The 15,568-nt window shown below is 47.0% G+C and carries 15 protein-coding genes; 10 read left to right on the top strand and 5 right to left on the bottom strand.

Annotated elements, in window-relative coordinates; all coding sequences use genetic code 11:
• Positions 1–80: 80 nt before the first annotated feature.
• From OCU21_RS04275 to OCU21_RS04260, 4 genes are all read right to left on the bottom strand, one after another.
• Positions 81–722 (bottom strand): VTT domain-containing protein, encoded by a 642-nt coding sequence (locus OCU21_RS04275; RefSeq protein WP_261806248.1) that lies wholly within the window; start codon positions 720–722, stop codon positions 81–83.
• Positions 723–1,073: 351 nt separating this feature from the next.
• A complete protein-coding gene (locus tag OCU21_RS04270; RefSeq protein ID WP_261806247.1) occupies positions 1,074–3,086 on the bottom strand; it encodes a hypothetical protein in 2,013 nt (670 codons plus the stop codon).
• Positions 3,087–3,525: 439 nt separating this feature from the next.
• Positions 3,526–4,458 carry an SPFH domain-containing protein gene (locus tag OCU21_RS04265; protein WP_261806246.1) on the bottom strand — a complete coding sequence of 311 codons (933 nt, stop codon included), beginning with the start codon at positions 4,456–4,458 and terminating at the stop codon, positions 3,526–3,528.
• A 12-nt stretch (positions 4,459–4,470) separates the two neighbouring features.
• Positions 4,471–4,665 carry a hypothetical protein gene (locus tag OCU21_RS04260; RefSeq protein ID WP_261806245.1) on the bottom strand — a complete coding sequence of 65 codons (195 nt, stop codon included), beginning with the start codon at positions 4,663–4,665 and terminating at the stop codon, positions 4,471–4,473.
• Between the two features lie 385 nt (positions 4,666–5,050).
• Here OCU21_RS04260 and OCU21_RS04255 point away from each other — a divergent pair, with 385 nt between their 5' ends.
• Positions 5,051–6,376: an APC family permease gene (locus OCU21_RS04255; protein WP_261806244.1), complete on the top strand. Its 1,326-nt coding sequence runs from the start codon at positions 5,051–5,053 to the stop codon at positions 6,374–6,376.
• Between the two features lie 160 nt (positions 6,377–6,536).
• Here OCU21_RS04255 and OCU21_RS04250 read toward each other — a convergent pair whose 3' ends face one another.
• Positions 6,537–7,160 (bottom strand): DUF4828 domain-containing protein, encoded by a 624-nt coding sequence (locus OCU21_RS04250; RefSeq protein ID WP_261806243.1) that lies wholly within the window; start codon positions 7,158–7,160, stop codon positions 6,537–6,539.
• Between the two features lie 135 nt (positions 7,161–7,295).
• Here OCU21_RS04250 and OCU21_RS04245 point away from each other — a divergent pair, with 135 nt between their 5' ends.
• From OCU21_RS04245 to OCU21_RS04205, 9 genes are all read left to right on the top strand, one after another.
• Positions 7,296–8,294: a Gfo/Idh/MocA family protein gene (locus OCU21_RS04245; RefSeq protein WP_261806242.1), complete on the top strand. Its 999-nt coding sequence runs from the start codon at positions 7,296–7,298 to the stop codon at positions 8,292–8,294.
• Positions 8,291–9,571 carry a DEAD/DEAH box helicase gene (locus OCU21_RS04240; RefSeq protein ID WP_261806241.1) on the top strand — a complete coding sequence of 427 codons (1,281 nt, stop codon included), beginning with the start codon at positions 8,291–8,293 and terminating at the stop codon, positions 9,569–9,571. Before OCU21_RS04245 ends, OCU21_RS04240 begins: the two co-directional genes overlap by 4 nt.
• 350 nt (positions 9,572–9,921) lie before the next feature.
• On the top strand, positions 9,922–10,218 hold the full coding sequence (locus OCU21_RS04235; RefSeq protein ID WP_125596981.1) for a PTS sugar transporter subunit IIA: 297 nt from the start codon (positions 9,922–9,924) through the stop codon (positions 10,216–10,218).
• 104 nt (positions 10,219–10,322) lie between these two features.
• Positions 10,323–11,690, top strand: coding sequence for a PTS sugar transporter subunit IIC (locus tag OCU21_RS04230; protein ID WP_261806240.1), 1,368 nt, complete (start codon positions 10,323–10,325; stop codon positions 11,688–11,690).
• 256 nt (positions 11,691–11,946) lie between these two features.
• The gene (locus OCU21_RS04225) at positions 11,947–12,171 is read left to right on the top strand and encodes a hypothetical protein (RefSeq protein ID WP_261806239.1); all 225 of its coding nucleotides are present in this window, start codon (positions 11,947–11,949) and stop codon (positions 12,169–12,171) included.
• Positions 12,172–12,194: 23 nt separating this feature from the next.
• Complete coding sequence (locus OCU21_RS04220; protein ID WP_261806238.1) at positions 12,195–12,455, top strand: hypothetical protein; 261 nt, start codon at positions 12,195–12,197, stop codon at positions 12,453–12,455.
• The gene (locus tag OCU21_RS04215; RefSeq protein ID WP_261806237.1) at positions 12,452–12,865 is read left to right on the top strand and encodes a DUF3284 domain-containing protein; all 414 of its coding nucleotides are present in this window, start codon (positions 12,452–12,454) and stop codon (positions 12,863–12,865) included. The genes OCU21_RS04220 and OCU21_RS04215 overlap by 4 nt, the downstream gene beginning before the upstream one ends.
• A 33-nt stretch (positions 12,866–12,898) precedes the next feature.
• The gene (locus tag OCU21_RS04210) at positions 12,899–14,353 is read left to right on the top strand and encodes a glycoside hydrolase family 1 protein (protein ID WP_261806236.1); all 1,455 of its coding nucleotides are present in this window, start codon (positions 12,899–12,901) and stop codon (positions 14,351–14,353) included.
• Positions 14,350–15,546: a GNAT family N-acetyltransferase gene (locus tag OCU21_RS04205; protein WP_261806235.1), complete on the top strand. Its 1,197-nt coding sequence runs from the start codon at positions 14,350–14,352 to the stop codon at positions 15,544–15,546. Before OCU21_RS04210 ends, OCU21_RS04205 begins: the two co-directional genes overlap by 4 nt.
• The last annotated feature ends 22 nt before the right edge of the window (positions 15,547–15,568 follow it).

Here is a 15,568-nt window from a genome sequence, read left to right as displayed (position 1 = left end):
TGAGCGAGCAGGTACGAAACAGTGGCGCTTTTTAGATCGTTACTATTTAGCCAGCGAGGAACGCCATTAACAAGCGCTGTTCAGTCTTCTTCAGGCGCGTTTTTCTTCTTTAAGGCCATGATCATCGCTGGTAAAAGTGAAATCAGAATGATCGCGACCATGATCAGTTCAAAGTGGTTTTTGACAAAGGCAATGTTGCCGAAAAGATAGCCAGAACCCACAGCCAGCAAGACCCAACTGATGCCGCCCAGAATATTGTAGGTGATGAACGAGCGATAGTGCATTTGGCTGATGCCAGCGGTGAAGGGAATGAAGGTGCGAATGATCGGCATGAAACGTCCGAGAAAAATCGCCGCCTTGCCGTGTTTTTCGAAGAAACCTTGGGAGCGAGCCAAGTATTCTGGTTTGATCCAGCGTTGCATTTTTTCCGAGTGAGTCAGATGATTACCCAAATGTTTGCCGATCTCAAAATTGAGCGAGTCGCCGATCACGGCGGCGATGCTGAGTAGGACCAGCAGCAGGGTGATGTTCAGCGGCCGACCATCTAGGGCTGCCAGTGATCCGCAGAGGAACAAGAGAGAATCGCCAGGCAAGAATGGTAGCACGACTACGCCGGTTTCAATAAAGATCACGATGAAAAGGCCTAAATAGATCAAATTACCATATTGGCCGATCAGTTGAGGCAAAAGCTGGTTCAGATCGGGCATGATTGACGCAAGCATGGGTAGGAACTCCTTTAGTAGTGTAACGCCATGAAATAGCTGATGGTGGTTGAGGTCAGTGTTAGTATGGTTCAATAAACCAAACTTTAGCACTTTTTCAGCAAAACAACAGATGGGTAACCGCTTTAACGGAATTTTTAAACAAATTGAAAGATTTGCCTTGATGAGGAGTAAAAATCGGTCACTATTTGACAGTGATTTTGTCAGCGCGGTAGCGATCTGCCACAGAACGCAATTCACTGGTCTGATGGCATCGATCCAGCGAAATCGCTAGATGTACGTAAAATCTCCACGCAAAAACACAACGAGTGCGCCTCATTTTATCCTCGTGGCTGGGGGAAATGTTCAGCTTTACCGTGGCTGGTCAATGAATTTGAAAATGAATGAGGTTGTGGGTAGCGCCTGTCCGTTTTTGATCAAGGGATAGGGCGCTAGGCGGTAGCCGATCGTACTGACCAGACTGACTTCTTGAAATCGTGTCGTTTGATTGACGACCTGGAGTTGGTAGCGACCTGCAGGCAGCTCCTGCCGGAGGGCATAGCCACCATCTTGAAAGTATAGCGGGTGGACTTTTTTAGTGCGCAGGTCCACGAGGCTGACTGCCGCGGTGATGGCTGGGTTCTCCAAGGCCAGATAATTGGCGGTGCCGTGGAGGTCGACTCGCTGGGTCAAGACTTCTCCGGGAGCGAGCTGTTGTGGTCGGGCGTGATACTGAGTAGAAAGTTGACTTCGTTGCGCGGCGATGATCTGCGCGCTGGGATAACGGCGACTAAGGTAGGCAACACCGCTCAATAAAGTAAAAATAGCCACGACGGTCCAGCATAATGACTGCCAGCGGATCTTTCTAGGCACCGGACTGACCAGTTGTTGTCGTTCCGTGCGGCCCATGACATAGGGACAGCGCTGGGCCTGATATTTTGATGATCGTGGCACTGGCAGTGTGGTTGCTTGCCATAGTAACAGAGGCAAGATGATCTGACCATAGCGCGGCTCCGTTTCCCAGATCAAGGTGTGAAAGGCGAGATACCCTAAGGCCAAGACCACGGTCAGTAGTCGGATCAGGTCTGGATAACAAGTGGCGCGTGGCCGCCAGAACCAAAGCTTGCTGGCGATGCTCAAGAAAAGGCAAGTAGCGGCGATTTGATAACTGACTGAAACCAATAAACTTAAAAATTGACCATGGCGCAGATAAAAGGCGGGCGCGGCGCGAAGACCGCCATTGTACCAACCCTCGATGTCATTGACATTTAGCAAGATCACCAGTTTGTACCACCACTGGCGCAACAAACCCAGTGGCCCCATTTTTTTGATTTGGCGTTTGATCAAGGTCAGGTCAGCTTGGCTTTTGGCCGTTTTACTAGAAAGTTTCAATTCGTTGGCGATCACGGTATCACTGTAAGTCCCTTGGGTCTGCTGATCAAGGCCCATGGCGATCCATGAACTCACCGGCAATTGATAACGAGTCTCTGGGGTGTAGTGACTTGCGCGATAGCAGATTTGCGTCGCTAAGGGACTTAGTAAGAAGCCCAGTCCGATCACAAGGCTGAGCTGGATCAGTGTTTTTTTCTGTTGGTGACTGCGGTGGCGGGCTAACCAGAAAACGATCACCAAAGTAGGTAGTAAGACGATCATATTAGGTTTAAGCAGTTGGCCTAAGATGACGAGGAGGATCAACTGGCAACCTCGCCACCAATGATGGCGTTGGCTGGGCCAGTTCAGCAGTTGTCTGATGAGCAACAATAAGATCAAGAGCGCGCTTAGGTCGGAATAAAAAACTTGCAAGAAATAGGTATAGGCAAAAGGGGTCAGTACAAAAAAAGCAACGCTCCCGAGCAAGGCGGACTTACTCGAAGTGTGTTGCCGAATCGTTCGTAGGCACAGCCCAATAAAGCTATCCAGAAGGATCAGATCCAGTAAGGCCACGGCAAAATTAGTTGACCAGCCTAAAAGATTGGTCAAACGCAGCCAAAGTGACAATAAATAGGCCAGCGCCACATTATTGGGATAACGCCAGAAATAAGTCGTTTGCCAAGTATGATCACCGTGGCTCAATTGATCGGCTTGCGCGAGGACGCGATAAGGGTCGTGATAAACCGTGACAGGAAGGCGCCAGAGAATCAGGATCTGGCAAAGAACCATCAGACCGAGCCCAATGCACAAGTATCGTTGACATTGGCGGTGATCAAGGTGTTGGAGCGGCTCCCGTAGCAAATGTCCCACTAGCAGTAGCGCGCCACTAACGATCAAGACCACCACAAAAAGCCCTGGCGTTTGTGGATCGGCGATATTGCTATAAGCGCCGATCAATAATGCTACTGCCAGACAGCGTGGCCAAAAATGTTGGTTGCTCGTCGGGCTATTCATCAGCGCTGCCCCCACGGCGTAATTGGACTGCTGACCGGTGACCAGCGCGGACCAGTTGTTACTGCGATCATTTTTTGGTCTAGACCGTGAGCTGGTAATAATTGTGAGCTTCTGTTGGCCCTGACTGGAATAGCTTGTTCGTGCGTTGCTTTTCTTAGGTTTGTTGCCATCACGACTTCCCCCCGGTAGCGACCGCGATGTTGCTCAAACGTTTCTAACGTACATGATTATCGTCACTTTAGCATGGGTGGGTGGCTAAGGCGATTGTTTTGACTCATGTGTGCTTGTGTAATCTTTTTGCAGCGGGACCACAGTCGTATTTTTCGGCCTAAGCAAACGCATCAGTTACCAAACGTGTCGCAGAAATGAAATTGTTTGCGACGCCGGATATTAAAAAAAGGCCATGACTCGGCAAAAGTCATGACCTCGTAAATTCAAATTAGATTTTTTTCGGCGCATCGCCAGTGCTATCCCACAATTTCTTCGCTGCAGGAATATCGCCTAGACGATCCAGACTAGCCGATGGCATGACGATCGTATTGTTCTGACCTTCAGCCAATTTCTCCATGGCCTCTAAGTTCTTGTATTGCAGATAGGCGTTGGAGTCTTTAGTCAAGGCCTCATTGACAGAGTTGATCTGATCACGGATCGATTCATACAGCAACCGTTGACTTTGCGCGCGTCCTTCGGCTTCCAAGATCTGGGTCTGCTTGTTACCTTCAGCCTCTAGGATCGCGGATTGTTTGCCACCTTCCGCTTTAGCGATGGCAGCCTGTTTCAAACCATCCGCTTGCATGATGTTGGCTTCTTTTTCCCGGGAAGCCCGCAGTAATTTGTTCATGGATTCTTGGATCTCTTGATCGACTTCAACGGAGTCGATGTTGGCCCGGTCAACGTTCAAACCATAACCAGCAGTGACTTCACTCAATTGTTCAAAAAGTGAGCGGTTGATTGCTTCGGTACCATTCAGCACATCGTTCAGATCCATATTCCCAATGATGCCCCGCAACGCAGCCCGAGTATCTTGGACCATACTGGTGACAGAGTCCTTGTTTTTATAAACATAGGCGTTAACATCAGTGATGTGATATTTCAAGGTTTCTGAGATCTTGACCACAACGTTATCCTTGGTGATCACTTCTTGCTCGGCGACCCGCATGGGGATCTGTTTCATATTGACCACTTCGGTGATGCGATAAATGATTGGCATGACCATGTGGAACCCTGGTTGCAATGTTCGGACATAGACCCCTAAACGCTCAACGATGCCGACCTCGCCCGTATGGATAATGGCGATCGATGAGAAGAAGATCCATAACAATAAAGCTAGTGCCAGCACGATAATAATGATCGTAATGATTTGAGTAGACATTCTAAAGCCCCCTTAATAGTCTAACCGACGATCAGCCACCCGAACGATCAGGGCCAGCGGTGTGATCCGAATGATCTCTAATAAATCGCCCGCGCCGGCATCTCCCTCGATCTGGTAGTGATAGTAGACACCAAAAAGTTCAACGACGCCCGTCGCAATGCTGGACGGATTGATAAATGTCCGGCCCAGTAAACGATCATCGAGCATTTTGGTCATCCCTTTCGTGGTTATGATATTACTATTCTACCATTCTTTTTTATAAAAAAGAATGGTCAGCGCTTTCACCTTGGCAATAGCAGCTGGCATTGCGCAATAGCATGGTCAGCTTCGCGTAAAATTGAATAGGTAAGCGTGACACAACGCCGCTACAACGCCGTTATGCTGACGACATTTACCCAGGTGCCTAACGCACAACCCTTTATGGATCAGCGCAACAGTGCGCTCCCTTTGACTAGAACGCCGTTGCATTACCATAGAAACCGACAAAGCGGACAACCTTTAAAAAAGCTTAGCGATATTTTCTTGAGGATAGCGTTCGTCGGCAAAATCCTGTAAAATAATAAAATGGATTTTTAAGGAAAGGCACGGCATTATGGCACAGAAAAAAGCAACGCTGCAACGAGAGATGGGATTGACTTCCGCTTTAACAACGGTGATGGGCACGGTGATCGGCGGTGGTGTCTTCTTTAAAGTATCGAGTTTGGCCAAGGATACTGGGTCCGGGAGTTTGTTGCTGGTCACGTGGATCTTAGCGGGTTTACTGACGATCGCCGGCGGGTTATGTGTGGCGGAGATCTCGACCTCGATCCCCAAGGCAGGTGGCGCGGTCAATTATATTGAAGCCGCCTATGGGAAGCTACCTTCATTTTTACTGGGCTGGGCCCAGATCTTGATTTATTATCCCGCCAATATCGCCGCCTTAAGTATTATTTTTGCGACCCAATTGGTTAGTTTGGCAGGCTGGCAGACAACATTGATCGTCCCCGTAGCGGCGTTCGTAGCGCTGTCGATCACAGGCTTGAATCTGTTAGGCGCGCGTTTGGGTAGCGCGATTCAGAATTTGACCTTATTCATTAAGATGATCCCGATCATTTTGATCATTATTTTTGGGCTGCTTCAGCCTCAGGGACAGGTCGTGCCTTTGTGGCCAGTGGCGCCAGGCAAGAACATTAGCTGGTTCGCCGCTCTGAACGGTGGTTTGTTAGCGACGATGTTCGCCTATGATGGTTGGATCAGTGTCGGAAATATGGCTGAAGAAATGAAAGATCCTCGGCGCCATTTGCCCATTGCGATCGTTTTGGGCTTGGGCCTGACTACCTTGATCTACGCTTTGATCAATTGGGCTTTTTTGAAAAGTTTACCCGTGGCTCAATTGGCTAGTGATCCTATGGCGGCGGCCAGTAGCGCCCAGATCATCTTTGGCAACTTAGGCGGGCGGTTGGTCACCGTGGGGATCTTAGTGTCAGTTTATGGCGCGATCAATGGCTATACGATGACCGGCATGCGGGTCGCCTATGCGATGGGCGTCAATGATACGATTCCCTTTGCCCGTGGTTTTCGCCGCTTGACCGGAACCAAAGTGCCGTTATGGGGAGCGTTGTTCCAAGTTGCGGTGGCCTTGGTGATGTTGCTATTAGGCAACTTCAACTTCCTCACCGATATGTTGGTTTTTGTCATGTGGATCTTTAATACAATGATCTTCGCGGCGGTTTTTATTTTACGGCGCAAAAAACCAGATTTAGCGCGACCATATCAAGTCAACGGTTATCCTTGGGTCCCGATCGTCGCGATTTTGGGCGGGAGTTTCATCGTGTTGTCCACCTTGATCACGCAACCGATCCTGGCGGCTATCGGTCTCGGCATGACAGCGCTGGGCGTGCCCGTCTTTTATTGGCATCAACGGCGGGCTGATCAGTGACATATTATGTAGACCGTGATTTTCTATGTGAACGCTCACTAAAGTTTAAATGGTATAACTATTTGCCTTGATTAATGGTTAATGATCTGAAGTCATGATAGTATCATGCAAAAAAAGACCTGCTGCGAATGAAAAGCCGCAAGTCTTTTTTGATTGAAAATTATTGGTTTTTGAGTTGGGGATTTGAGACTTCTGAAGTTTCGTGCTGATCAATAGAAGTCAATTCCGTTTTCCCTTCATCAGCGGCTACATTTGATTCTTCACCGATAGTAGAGCTGTCTTTATTGTTAGCTTGTGTGTCAGGATCATCCAGATCGACTAAATCATCCATCGCCAAAATCAAGTCGTCTTCGTGATCGGGTTCGTCCGAAACAGGCGGCTGGTCAGTTGATTCGGTAGGGTGGCGGCGTGGGACATCACGGTTGTTGATCACGGGATAGGTCTGGTTACTGGATTCATCATAGATCTCAACCGGGCCTAAATGATTGGCGAAAACTTTCAGTTGAAAACCATAATGGTCGAGAAATACCAGTTGCTCCGCGTCCAAACCGATGATGCGACCAGGGAGGGCTTTGTGATCGATTTTGATCGTAAAGTCACGGCCGATCGCCATGTCGTGTTTTTGATTTGTTTTGGGATCAATGAACGACCAGTCACCGCCATAGCGCAGTGAGAGATCAGGCTCGCGCTTTTGCTGCTGTTTGCGATGCCGCGTCTGAGTCAGAAAACGACTGACTTGGTTGATGCCATGGATCCCGGCAGCGTAGATATCCGAAATTCGCATTTTTATCTCCTTTGCTTCATACATTCATCATATCATCAGTTATTCTAAATTGGTACGAAAAACACTGATTTATCGATGGCATTTTTGTTACAATAAGATTAACGAGACAAAAGAAAATAAAGGAGTCCATTTCCCATGACAAATGTAGGAACGATCGGAACGAGTTCGATCACAAAAACTTTTCTAGAGGCGTGTATCGCCAGTCGCGCCTTTAAAGTCAGTCATTTATATTCGCGGTCGAAAGCAAAGGCGCAGGACCTGATCGATGAACTATTTCTACCAGAGGCCGCGGCCTATGATGATCTGGAGACGTTTTTGAGCGCGCCAGATCTGGAAGTCGTGTACGTGGCATCGCCAAATAGTTTACACTTTGATCACGTCAAAGCCGCGTTGTTACATGGCAAAAGTGTGATCGTGGAGAAGCCAGCCTTCGCCAACACCGCAGAATACGAGGCGATCGATGCGATTTTGCAACAGCGCCCAGAGTTGCATGTGATCGAAGCGGCGCGGCATTTATTTGATAGTAATTACTTAGTCGCCCAAGAAAAAGTCAGTCAATTTACTGAAATCACAGGCGCGACTTTGACTTATATGAAATATTCAAGTCGCTTTGATGCGTTTCAAGCTGGGAAAACACCTAATATTTTTTCCCCAGAATTCGCAGGTGGCGCGCTTTATGACCTAGGCGTTTATTTGCTTTACGCGGCCGTCGATTGGTTCGGGGTGCCTGAATCCAGTGCTTATTACGCGACCAAGGCGGAAAATGGGATCGATCTCCACGGGCTGGCGCGCTTACATTATCCTAAATTCGATGTGGCTTTGATTTTTGGTAAGGATCAACAATCCTTCTTGGCCAGTGAGATCTATTCTCATCGCAAGACCCTCTGGTTGGACAGCTTAGGCGAACCAACGCAAGTGCGCTTATATGATAGTCCGGCCGTCTATCAGGATCTGAGTCAACATACAGCCGAGAACGCTTTGGTGGAAGAAGTCAACGCGATCAGTTTGATGTTCACCAATCGTGAAGAGGATAAGTTTAAACATTATTGGCAACTAGCCGGTCAGGTCACTCGCTTGTTGGTCGACTTACGAGCTAGCGCAGGAATCGTTTTTGAAAGTGATCAGAAAAAATGACAACAAGATCTGAATATCAAGCGCCGATCCAGCCCTTTATGGGACTTTGGCAGACGGCAGGATTCACTGAACCAACACCGATCCAGAAAGCAGTCTATTGGCCCCTTAAACAGGGAGAACCTGTGCTGGGGTTGGCCGCGACTGGGAAGGGCAAGACGTTGGCCTTTGGACTCCCACTATTAGAAACCCTACAACCTGGGCAAGGTACCCAGTTATTGATCCTTGAACCTAGCGCTGAACTGGTGATGCAGGTCCGCGAAGTTTTGCGACCTTATGCAGCGGCGGTCGATCTGAAGATCCAAGGCGTTGTTGGCAAAGCCAACCTTAAACGGCAATTGACGCAATTAAAAGAACATCCTGAGGTTATCGTAGCGACAGTGGGTCGTTTGACCGAATTATTAGGTCAGCGTCAGATCAAGCCTGATCGCTTGACTACCTTGGTGATCGATGAAGCGGATCTGCAACTGGATCCAGAACATATCGGCGCGACGCGGGAATTGATCAGTAAATTCCCGGCCGATGTTCAACTGGCCTTGATGTCAGCGACAGAACAACCGATCTTTAAGGAATTGGCTCAGTGGTTCGGCTATGATTTCGTTCGTTGTGATACACGCGCAATCGATCAACAACAGCAACAGACGGCCCATGATTTCTTGATCGTGGGCAATCATCATAAGGCCGAATTGATGAAACAGCTGGCGCGGGGGCCGATCTCTGGCGATCACGCCTTGGTTTTCGTGCGCCATCAAGGACAAGCACAAACATTGTTCAAAACATTGAAGTACATCAATTTAAAAGTCGGGATGTTGACTGGTCGCGAGTCCAGTCAAGAACGGCAACGGATCATGCAGCAATTTCGTCAAGGAAAATTGACCTATCTGGTGACCACCGAGTTAGCGGCGCGAGGGTTAGATTTTGCTGGGTTGAGTTTCGTGATCAATTATGACATGCCTGCTGACTTGACTAGCTATATTCATCGCGCTGGCCGAACTGGGCGAATGGCCCATCAAGGGACAGTGATCAACTTGGGCAATGATCATGATCGTCGTGATCTACAAAAATTAGTTGCGCCCCATTATCGGATCCAAACGGTCTATTTGCTCGAAAAACACCTGCAGACAGAGAAACCACTTAAAACTAGGCCAAATCGCGAAAAAAATTGGTCTATGCCAAAGGCAGACACACCCCAATCACGGGAAAAAGCACCAGAATTGCGAAAAAAGACACATAAGAAGAAGCGCTTCCGTGATCAGAAAAATATTGGTAAACACCGCTAAAACCTTATCTTTTTGTAGGATTTTCTTAAGAGACCCCGTATGAACAGTGGCGTTGTCAGGACTTTTGGCAATGTGGGTGGCGCCGCTTTCATTTGCGCTATACTACTAAAAAGTAGTTGACAAATCCAGTAGTAAATCCTTATAATCTAATTATGGTCTGGACCAATCATAAATTTGTAACAAAAACAGACTTGTTGTGAAGTTTTGATTGTGCTAAACTTAGTTGTAGCAATGAAAATGTTTTCATTGCTTGCTGCTGGATCAGCAGTAATTGCAATTATTTATGTTTCAACTTTGAGAGCGGAAGGAGGCTAAGAAGATTGGACGAAGATCAAAATTTACAAGCGGTCATGGGCTTGATCGTCAATGGCGGTAACGCGAAGAGTAGCTCGATGGAGGCAATTCAAGCTGCTAAGACTGGTGATTTTGAGGGCGCTGACGCGAAGCTGAAAGAAGCAGACGCATCATTAGCGGAAGCTCATAATTCCCAGACCGGGATGTTGACCAAAGAGGCGAGTGGTGAACATGTCACAGTTACTTTGTTGATGGTGCATTCACAGGATCATTTGATGAACGCGATCACTTTCCGTGATTTAGCTGGCGAAATCGTTGATTTGTACAAGAAATTAGCTGGTAAAGAAGCATAGGCAACTATGTTTAGCATTGTTTTTCGCTTTTAGCAATTTTTTATTTTTTGGGTTGGTCGAAAGACTGAAAATATGGGTTAGCTTTTATTTTGGAGGTTATATTTATGCAAGGGATTGTAAATTGGCTTGAGAAATATGTTGTGCCAATTGCTACAAAAATTGGCTCTATTCCTTGGTTAGTCGCTTTACGTGATGGCTTCATTTCCACGATGCCGATCACCATGGCTGGTTCGTTCGCAACGTTGTTAAACGCGTTGTTGAACACTTACCCTGCTCAATGGGGCTGGGACGGCTTTGTTAAGGGCGTTCAACCAATCGTTGCCATTGATGGCTTGGTTTGGAATGGTACTTTAGGGATCTTCGCGGTCTTCTTCGCAGCAATGTGGGGCTACCACTTGTCTGAGAACTATCATGCTGATGGTTTAGGCGGCGCGTTGGTTTCCTTATCGGCGTTCTTCATCTCTGTTAACACTACGACTTCATTGAGCTTAGGCAAATCTTTATCTAAAGATGTTGCTAAATTGTTCACTGACGCTGGCGCAACAGTTGATGGCAAGACCGTTACTCTTGGTGGATTGTTCACCATGGGTCAATTGAACTCAGCTGCTTTGTTCACTGCCATGATCCTTGGCGGTTTAGCAGTTGTTATCTACATCTGGTTACTGCATAAAGACATCACGATCAAGATGCCTGATACAGTGCCACCTGCAGTATCAAAAGCATTTACAGCAATGATTCCTTCAATGGCTGCGATTTTCATTGTTGCCATCGTTAACTACTTGTTTACAAAGATGACTGGTCAAGTCTTCGGGGATTGGATCAATGCAACGATCCAAGCACCATTGATGAAGTTAGGTCAAGGCCCTGGTTTAGTTATCTTGGTTTCCTTGTTAGTTCAAATTCTTTGGTTCTTCGGTATTCACGGACCAAACGTTTTGGGCCCAATCTTGGAAGGTGTTTGGACACCAACACAGAACTTGAACATCGAAGCATTGAAGAATGGCACGAACCCAATTTACTACTGGACTCGTAGTTCATTTGATGCTTACGTATGGTTTGGTGGTTCTGGTGGTACGATCGTTCTGTTGGCAGCAATTTTGATCTTCTCAAAACGTGCTGATGAAAAGGCTGTCGCTAAATTAGCGTTTGCTCCTGGCCTGTTCAACATCAACGAACCTGTTATGTTTGGTTTGCCAATCGTCTTGAATGCAATTTACTTCATTCCATTCATCTTGGCACCAGTTGTTAACACAATCATCGCTTACTTCGTAACTGCTGCACATTGGGTCAACCCAGTGACAGTTTCAGTTCCTTGGATCACCCCACCAGTATTGCTGGCATGGATGGCCACGAACTTTGACTGGCGCGCTGCCGTGTTAGCTTTGGTCAACATGGTTATTGCCTTCTTCATCTGGTTACCATTCGTTCTTGCTTCAAGTCGGATGGCTGCTGACGAAGAACAAGCAGCTTAATTACAAAACTGAATAAGTTTGATTAAGTTATCTAGAAAGGGGCTGGCAGGTCATTGATCTGCTGGCCCTTTCTAACTTAAAAAGAGCGCTTTCGTCGATCAGTACTTTTTATTGGCGACAGTAACGCTTAAATCGTCACTAAATTCGGGTCGATTTCACTGATAATCTATCCAGAATTGTTGCATTTAAGCGGTAAAATGGCTTATCCTATAGTAGTAGTAAAAATATTAATGACAATCCAAAGGAGATCAAAACTATGATTTTTTTAAACGCACCTATTTCTCAAGACAAGATCATTGACCTGTTGAACAACTATGATGAAAATGGCATTTCTTTCAAACTCAAAAGCAAAAATGGAATGAAATTGGTTTTCGATACAACGGCTGAAGATTTAGACGCGGCTGCTAAGTTAGCGAAATCTTTGATCAAAGCACAATCATGGGGCATGGTGCTCTATTTCCAAGCTGGGGTAGAGAAATAATGCCTCGTCGCGGTTTTTTTGTAATGAGCATCGGCTTTTTAACGATCATGCTTAGCCCAGCAAGTCCTGGCGCGACTGATATTCGCACAGGCATCATGTTTGCAGGTCTGATTATTGTTGGACTTGGTTTCTGGTGGTATCGTCATGATTCCAAGGTGTACAGTGCGAAGATCGCTGAAGAGAATAAAAAGGCTGATGCCGAGTATATTCTTGACCATGATCCTCATGCTAAACCGACCAAAGAAGCCGTGACTGCCAAAGAAAAAAAGGTGATTAAGAAATGAAAATCGTGCAGAAACTAAATATTCCTAGCACTTACTTTTATCACAAGATCATTGATTCTGTTCTCTATGATATTCGAAAACAAACTGGCGATGATATCACGGAAGACCAACTCGCTGGTTTTAGCTACGTAAAGAAGTTCAATAATACGACTTCGGCCAACTTATTGATCACCAAATTGATTCCTAACGAAGCCTATCATTATGAGACGCAATCCACGCAGACTAAGTTTCTGGTCAGTTATGATATCAAGGCGCTCAGTGATCACGAAACTGAGTTGACTTATGAAGAGCATGTGGAAGCGAAGAGTTGGATGCGGCAAGTCAACAACATGGTCGTTGGTTGGATCATGGGCTGGATGCGGCGCCGTGATTTTCGCAAAATGTTGACCCAGATCGAAGAATCTTATTAGACACTTGTACCAGTAATAATCGGAGGCGAAAGAATGGAACACAAAGAATTGACCGCTTTTCCTAAGAGTTTCTTGTGGGGTTCTGCTTCGGCTGCTTACCAAATCGAAGGCGCTTATCGCGAAGGCGGTAAAGGTCTGTCGGTTTGGGATAAGTTTGTCCGGATCCCTGGCAAGACTTACGAAGGAACCAATGGTGATGTGGCCGTTGATCACTACCACCGCTATCAAGAAGATGTTGACCTGATGGCTGAGGCTGGCTTGAAGGCGTATCGTTTTTCAATTGCTTGGGCGCGGATCTTCCCCAATGGTAAAGGTGAACCGAATGAAGCTGGTTTGAAATTCTATGACGATCTGATCAATGATTTGATCGCCCATAAGATCGAACCTGTGGTAACGATTTATCACTGGGACTTGCCCCAAGCGTTGCAGGATGAATATGGTGGCTGGGAATCTCGGCAGATCATTCCTGATTTCTTGAATTACGCGAAAACATTGTTTGAACGTTTTGGTGATCGGGTCCGTTATTGGGTCACTTTGAATGAACAGAACATTTTTATGCAACATGGCTATTTGATGGCCAGTCATCCACCAGCAGTTAAAGATCCTAAGCGGATGTATGCGGCGAACCATATCGGTAATTTGGTCAACGCCACGGTGATCAAGTATTTCCACGAACATGGTTTCCAAGGTCAGATCGGACCAAGTTTCGCTTATAGCCCGGCTTATCCCGCTGACTCAGCGCCGATCAATCAGTTGGCAGCGGACAATGCGGAACAATTTAATTCTGGTTATTGGATGGATATGTATGTTTTCGGTCACTATCCTGATTTGATCCGGAAATGGCAAGAAGAGCAAGGTCTCGCTCCAGAAGTTACTGAAGCCGACGATGCGTTGTTGAAAGATCCATTGTCGCATCCTGATTTCATGGGCTTGAATTACTATCAAACCAATACGGTAGCCGCCAATCCTTTAGATGGTGTGGGCATGGCTGCGGAGAATACTTCTGGTAAGAAGGGGACTTCGCAAGAATCCGGTGTTCCCGGCTTATTCAAGATGGCTAAGAACGATCATTTGCAAAAGACCGATTGGGATTGGAATATCGATCCGATCGGCTTGCGGATCGCGTTACGGCGGATCAATAGTCGCTATCAATTGCCAGTTTTGATCACGGAAAACGGTTTGGGCGCGTTCGATACTTTAGAAGCTGATCACGAGATCCATGATGATTATCGGATTCACTTCTTGCGCGAACACGTTAAAGCAATCCATGAGGCGATCAGTGACGGCGTCGATGTTATCGGCTACACCACTTGGAGCTTCACCGATCTTCTGAGTTGGCTCAATGGCTACCGTAAACGTTACGGTTTCGTTTATGTCAATCGTGATGAGGAAAGTGAGAAGGATCTGGCTCGTTATCCGAAAGACAGTTTCTATTGGTACAAACAGGTCATTGCCAGCAATGGTGAGGACTTAGGAGAACAAAAATGACCAAGGTCGTTTTGCTCCAAGAAACTGACCAAGCGCTGCTCGATCAGTATTTAGAGCTTTGTTACTACGCGTTCGATCGAGCGAGTAATGCCGGTCGTCGCGAGAAGCTACTGGTCTTGGCTAGTCATAGTCATGTCTTTGTGTTACTCGATGATACCGGCCAGGTCAAAAGTGGTTTGATCGTCACTAACTTACCAGTCAATTGGCATGGTCGTGAACTTTTAATGGGGGCAGTGGGCTATGTGGCCACTTACCCTGAGTTTGGCGGTCAAGGTGCGATCAGTCAGCTGATGCAAGCGGCCTTTGCCCAAATGGCTGTTGATGGGGTCTATTTATCCTACTTGGCTCCGTTCTCCTTCCGCTTTTATCGGCGTTTTGGTTATGAACAGGTATTTGATCAGGTCAAGTATCAGTTGGCCGCGGCTGATTTTCCGCGCTTAACGAAAAATCAGTCAGGATCAGTCATGCGCGCGCGTTTTGCGGATCATTTGCGGGAAATGGCCCAGATCTATCAGGCTAATATGCAAAGTCAGCATGGCGGGGTCACGCGTCCCGATTGGTGGCAACACTATCGTTTCAGCAAACATCAACGACTGGAGTTAGCCTTGAGTTATGATGAAGCGGACGAACTTGATGGCTATTTGTTATACGAACGAGAGCCAGGTACTGAATTTCAAGTGGTCGAATTAATGACCACGACTACTGCGGCGCAATCACGACTCGAAACGTTTATTGGGAAGCATATCAGTGCCTATCAGCGCTTCACTTATGTTAGCGGCAATCAGTCGCTGCGTAATGACTGGTTGCCTGAGGCTTACCAAGTTCAGACAACGATCCAGCCTTACATGATGGCGGCGGTCGCGGACTGGCCAGCATTATTAGCGCAGTGGCATTTTACGGCAGATCTACCGGCGGCAGTGACCTTGGCGATCAGTGATGATTTTTATCCACAGAATGCTGGCGTTTGGGAATTGACGGTGACAAATGGTCAGGGTCAGTTACGACCCAGCTCGACTGAGAAAGTTGACCTGCGGATCGATACGCGGCAGTTGACTAAGGTCGTCTTAGGTTATCGGACTTTCCAAGAACTTCAACAAAGCGGGGTCGATTTTCAGGCCTCGACGGAGGTTTTGACCCGATTACAAGCCTGTTTGAACTATGTGGACAAACCAATGCTGTGGGATTATTTCTAGAAACAGAGTGCAGCGCGCAACG

This window comes from Lapidilactobacillus luobeiensis (assembly GCF_024345205.1).
Taxonomy (GTDB): domain Bacteria; phylum Bacillota; class Bacilli; order Lactobacillales; family Lactobacillaceae; genus Lapidilactobacillus; species Lapidilactobacillus luobeiensis.
The sequence above is the reverse complement of the archived record's forward strand: the minus strand, read 5'-3'. Positions and strand labels throughout refer to the sequence as shown.

Bases quoted from the DNA above. Each gene is read 5' to 3' on its own strand.
- OCU21_RS04265 (WP_261806246.1), bottom strand. From the start codon at position 4,458: ATGTCTACTCAAATCATTACGATCATTATTATCGTGCTGGCACTAGCT.
- OCU21_RS04210 (WP_261806236.1), top strand. From the start codon at position 12,899: ATGGAACACAAAGAATTGACCGCTTTTCCTAAGAGTTTCTTGTGGGGT.
- OCU21_RS04230 (WP_261806240.1), top strand. From the start codon at position 10,323: ATGCAAGGGATTGTAAATTGGCTTGAGAAATATGTTGTGCCAATTGCT.
- OCU21_RS04250 (WP_261806243.1), bottom strand. From the start codon at position 7,160: ATGCGAATTTCGGATATCTACGCTGCCGGGATCCATGGCATCAACCAA.
- OCU21_RS04235 (WP_125596981.1), top strand. From the start codon at position 9,922: ATGGGCTTGATCGTCAATGGCGGTAACGCGAAGAGTAGCTCGATGGAG.
- OCU21_RS04245 (WP_261806242.1), top strand. From the start codon at position 7,296: ATGACAAATGTAGGAACGATCGGAACGAGTTCGATCACAAAAACTTTT.
- OCU21_RS04255 (WP_261806244.1), top strand. From the start codon at position 5,051: ATGGCACAGAAAAAAGCAACGCTGCAACGAGAGATGGGATTGACTTCC.
- OCU21_RS04260 (WP_261806245.1), bottom strand. From the start codon at position 4,665: ATGCTCGATGATCGTTTACTGGGCCGGACATTTATCAATCCGTCCAGC.
- OCU21_RS04225 (WP_261806239.1), top strand. From the start codon at position 11,947: ATGATTTTTTTAAACGCACCTATTTCTCAAGACAAGATCATTGACCTG.
- OCU21_RS04205 (WP_261806235.1), top strand. From the start codon at position 14,350: ATGACCAAGGTCGTTTTGCTCCAAGAAACTGACCAAGCGCTGCTCGAT.
- OCU21_RS04275 (WP_261806248.1), bottom strand. From the start codon at position 722: ATGCTTGCGTCAATCATGCCCGATCTGAACCAGCTTTTGCCTCAACTG.
- OCU21_RS04270 (WP_261806247.1), bottom strand. From the start codon at position 3,086: ATGAATAGCCCGACGAGCAACCAACATTTTTGGCCACGCTGTCTGGCA.
- OCU21_RS04220 (WP_261806238.1), top strand. From the start codon at position 12,195: ATGAGCATCGGCTTTTTAACGATCATGCTTAGCCCAGCAAGTCCTGGC.
- OCU21_RS04215 (WP_261806237.1), top strand. From the start codon at position 12,452: ATGAAAATCGTGCAGAAACTAAATATTCCTAGCACTTACTTTTATCAC.
- OCU21_RS04240 (WP_261806241.1), top strand. From the start codon at position 8,291: ATGACAACAAGATCTGAATATCAAGCGCCGATCCAGCCCTTTATGGGA.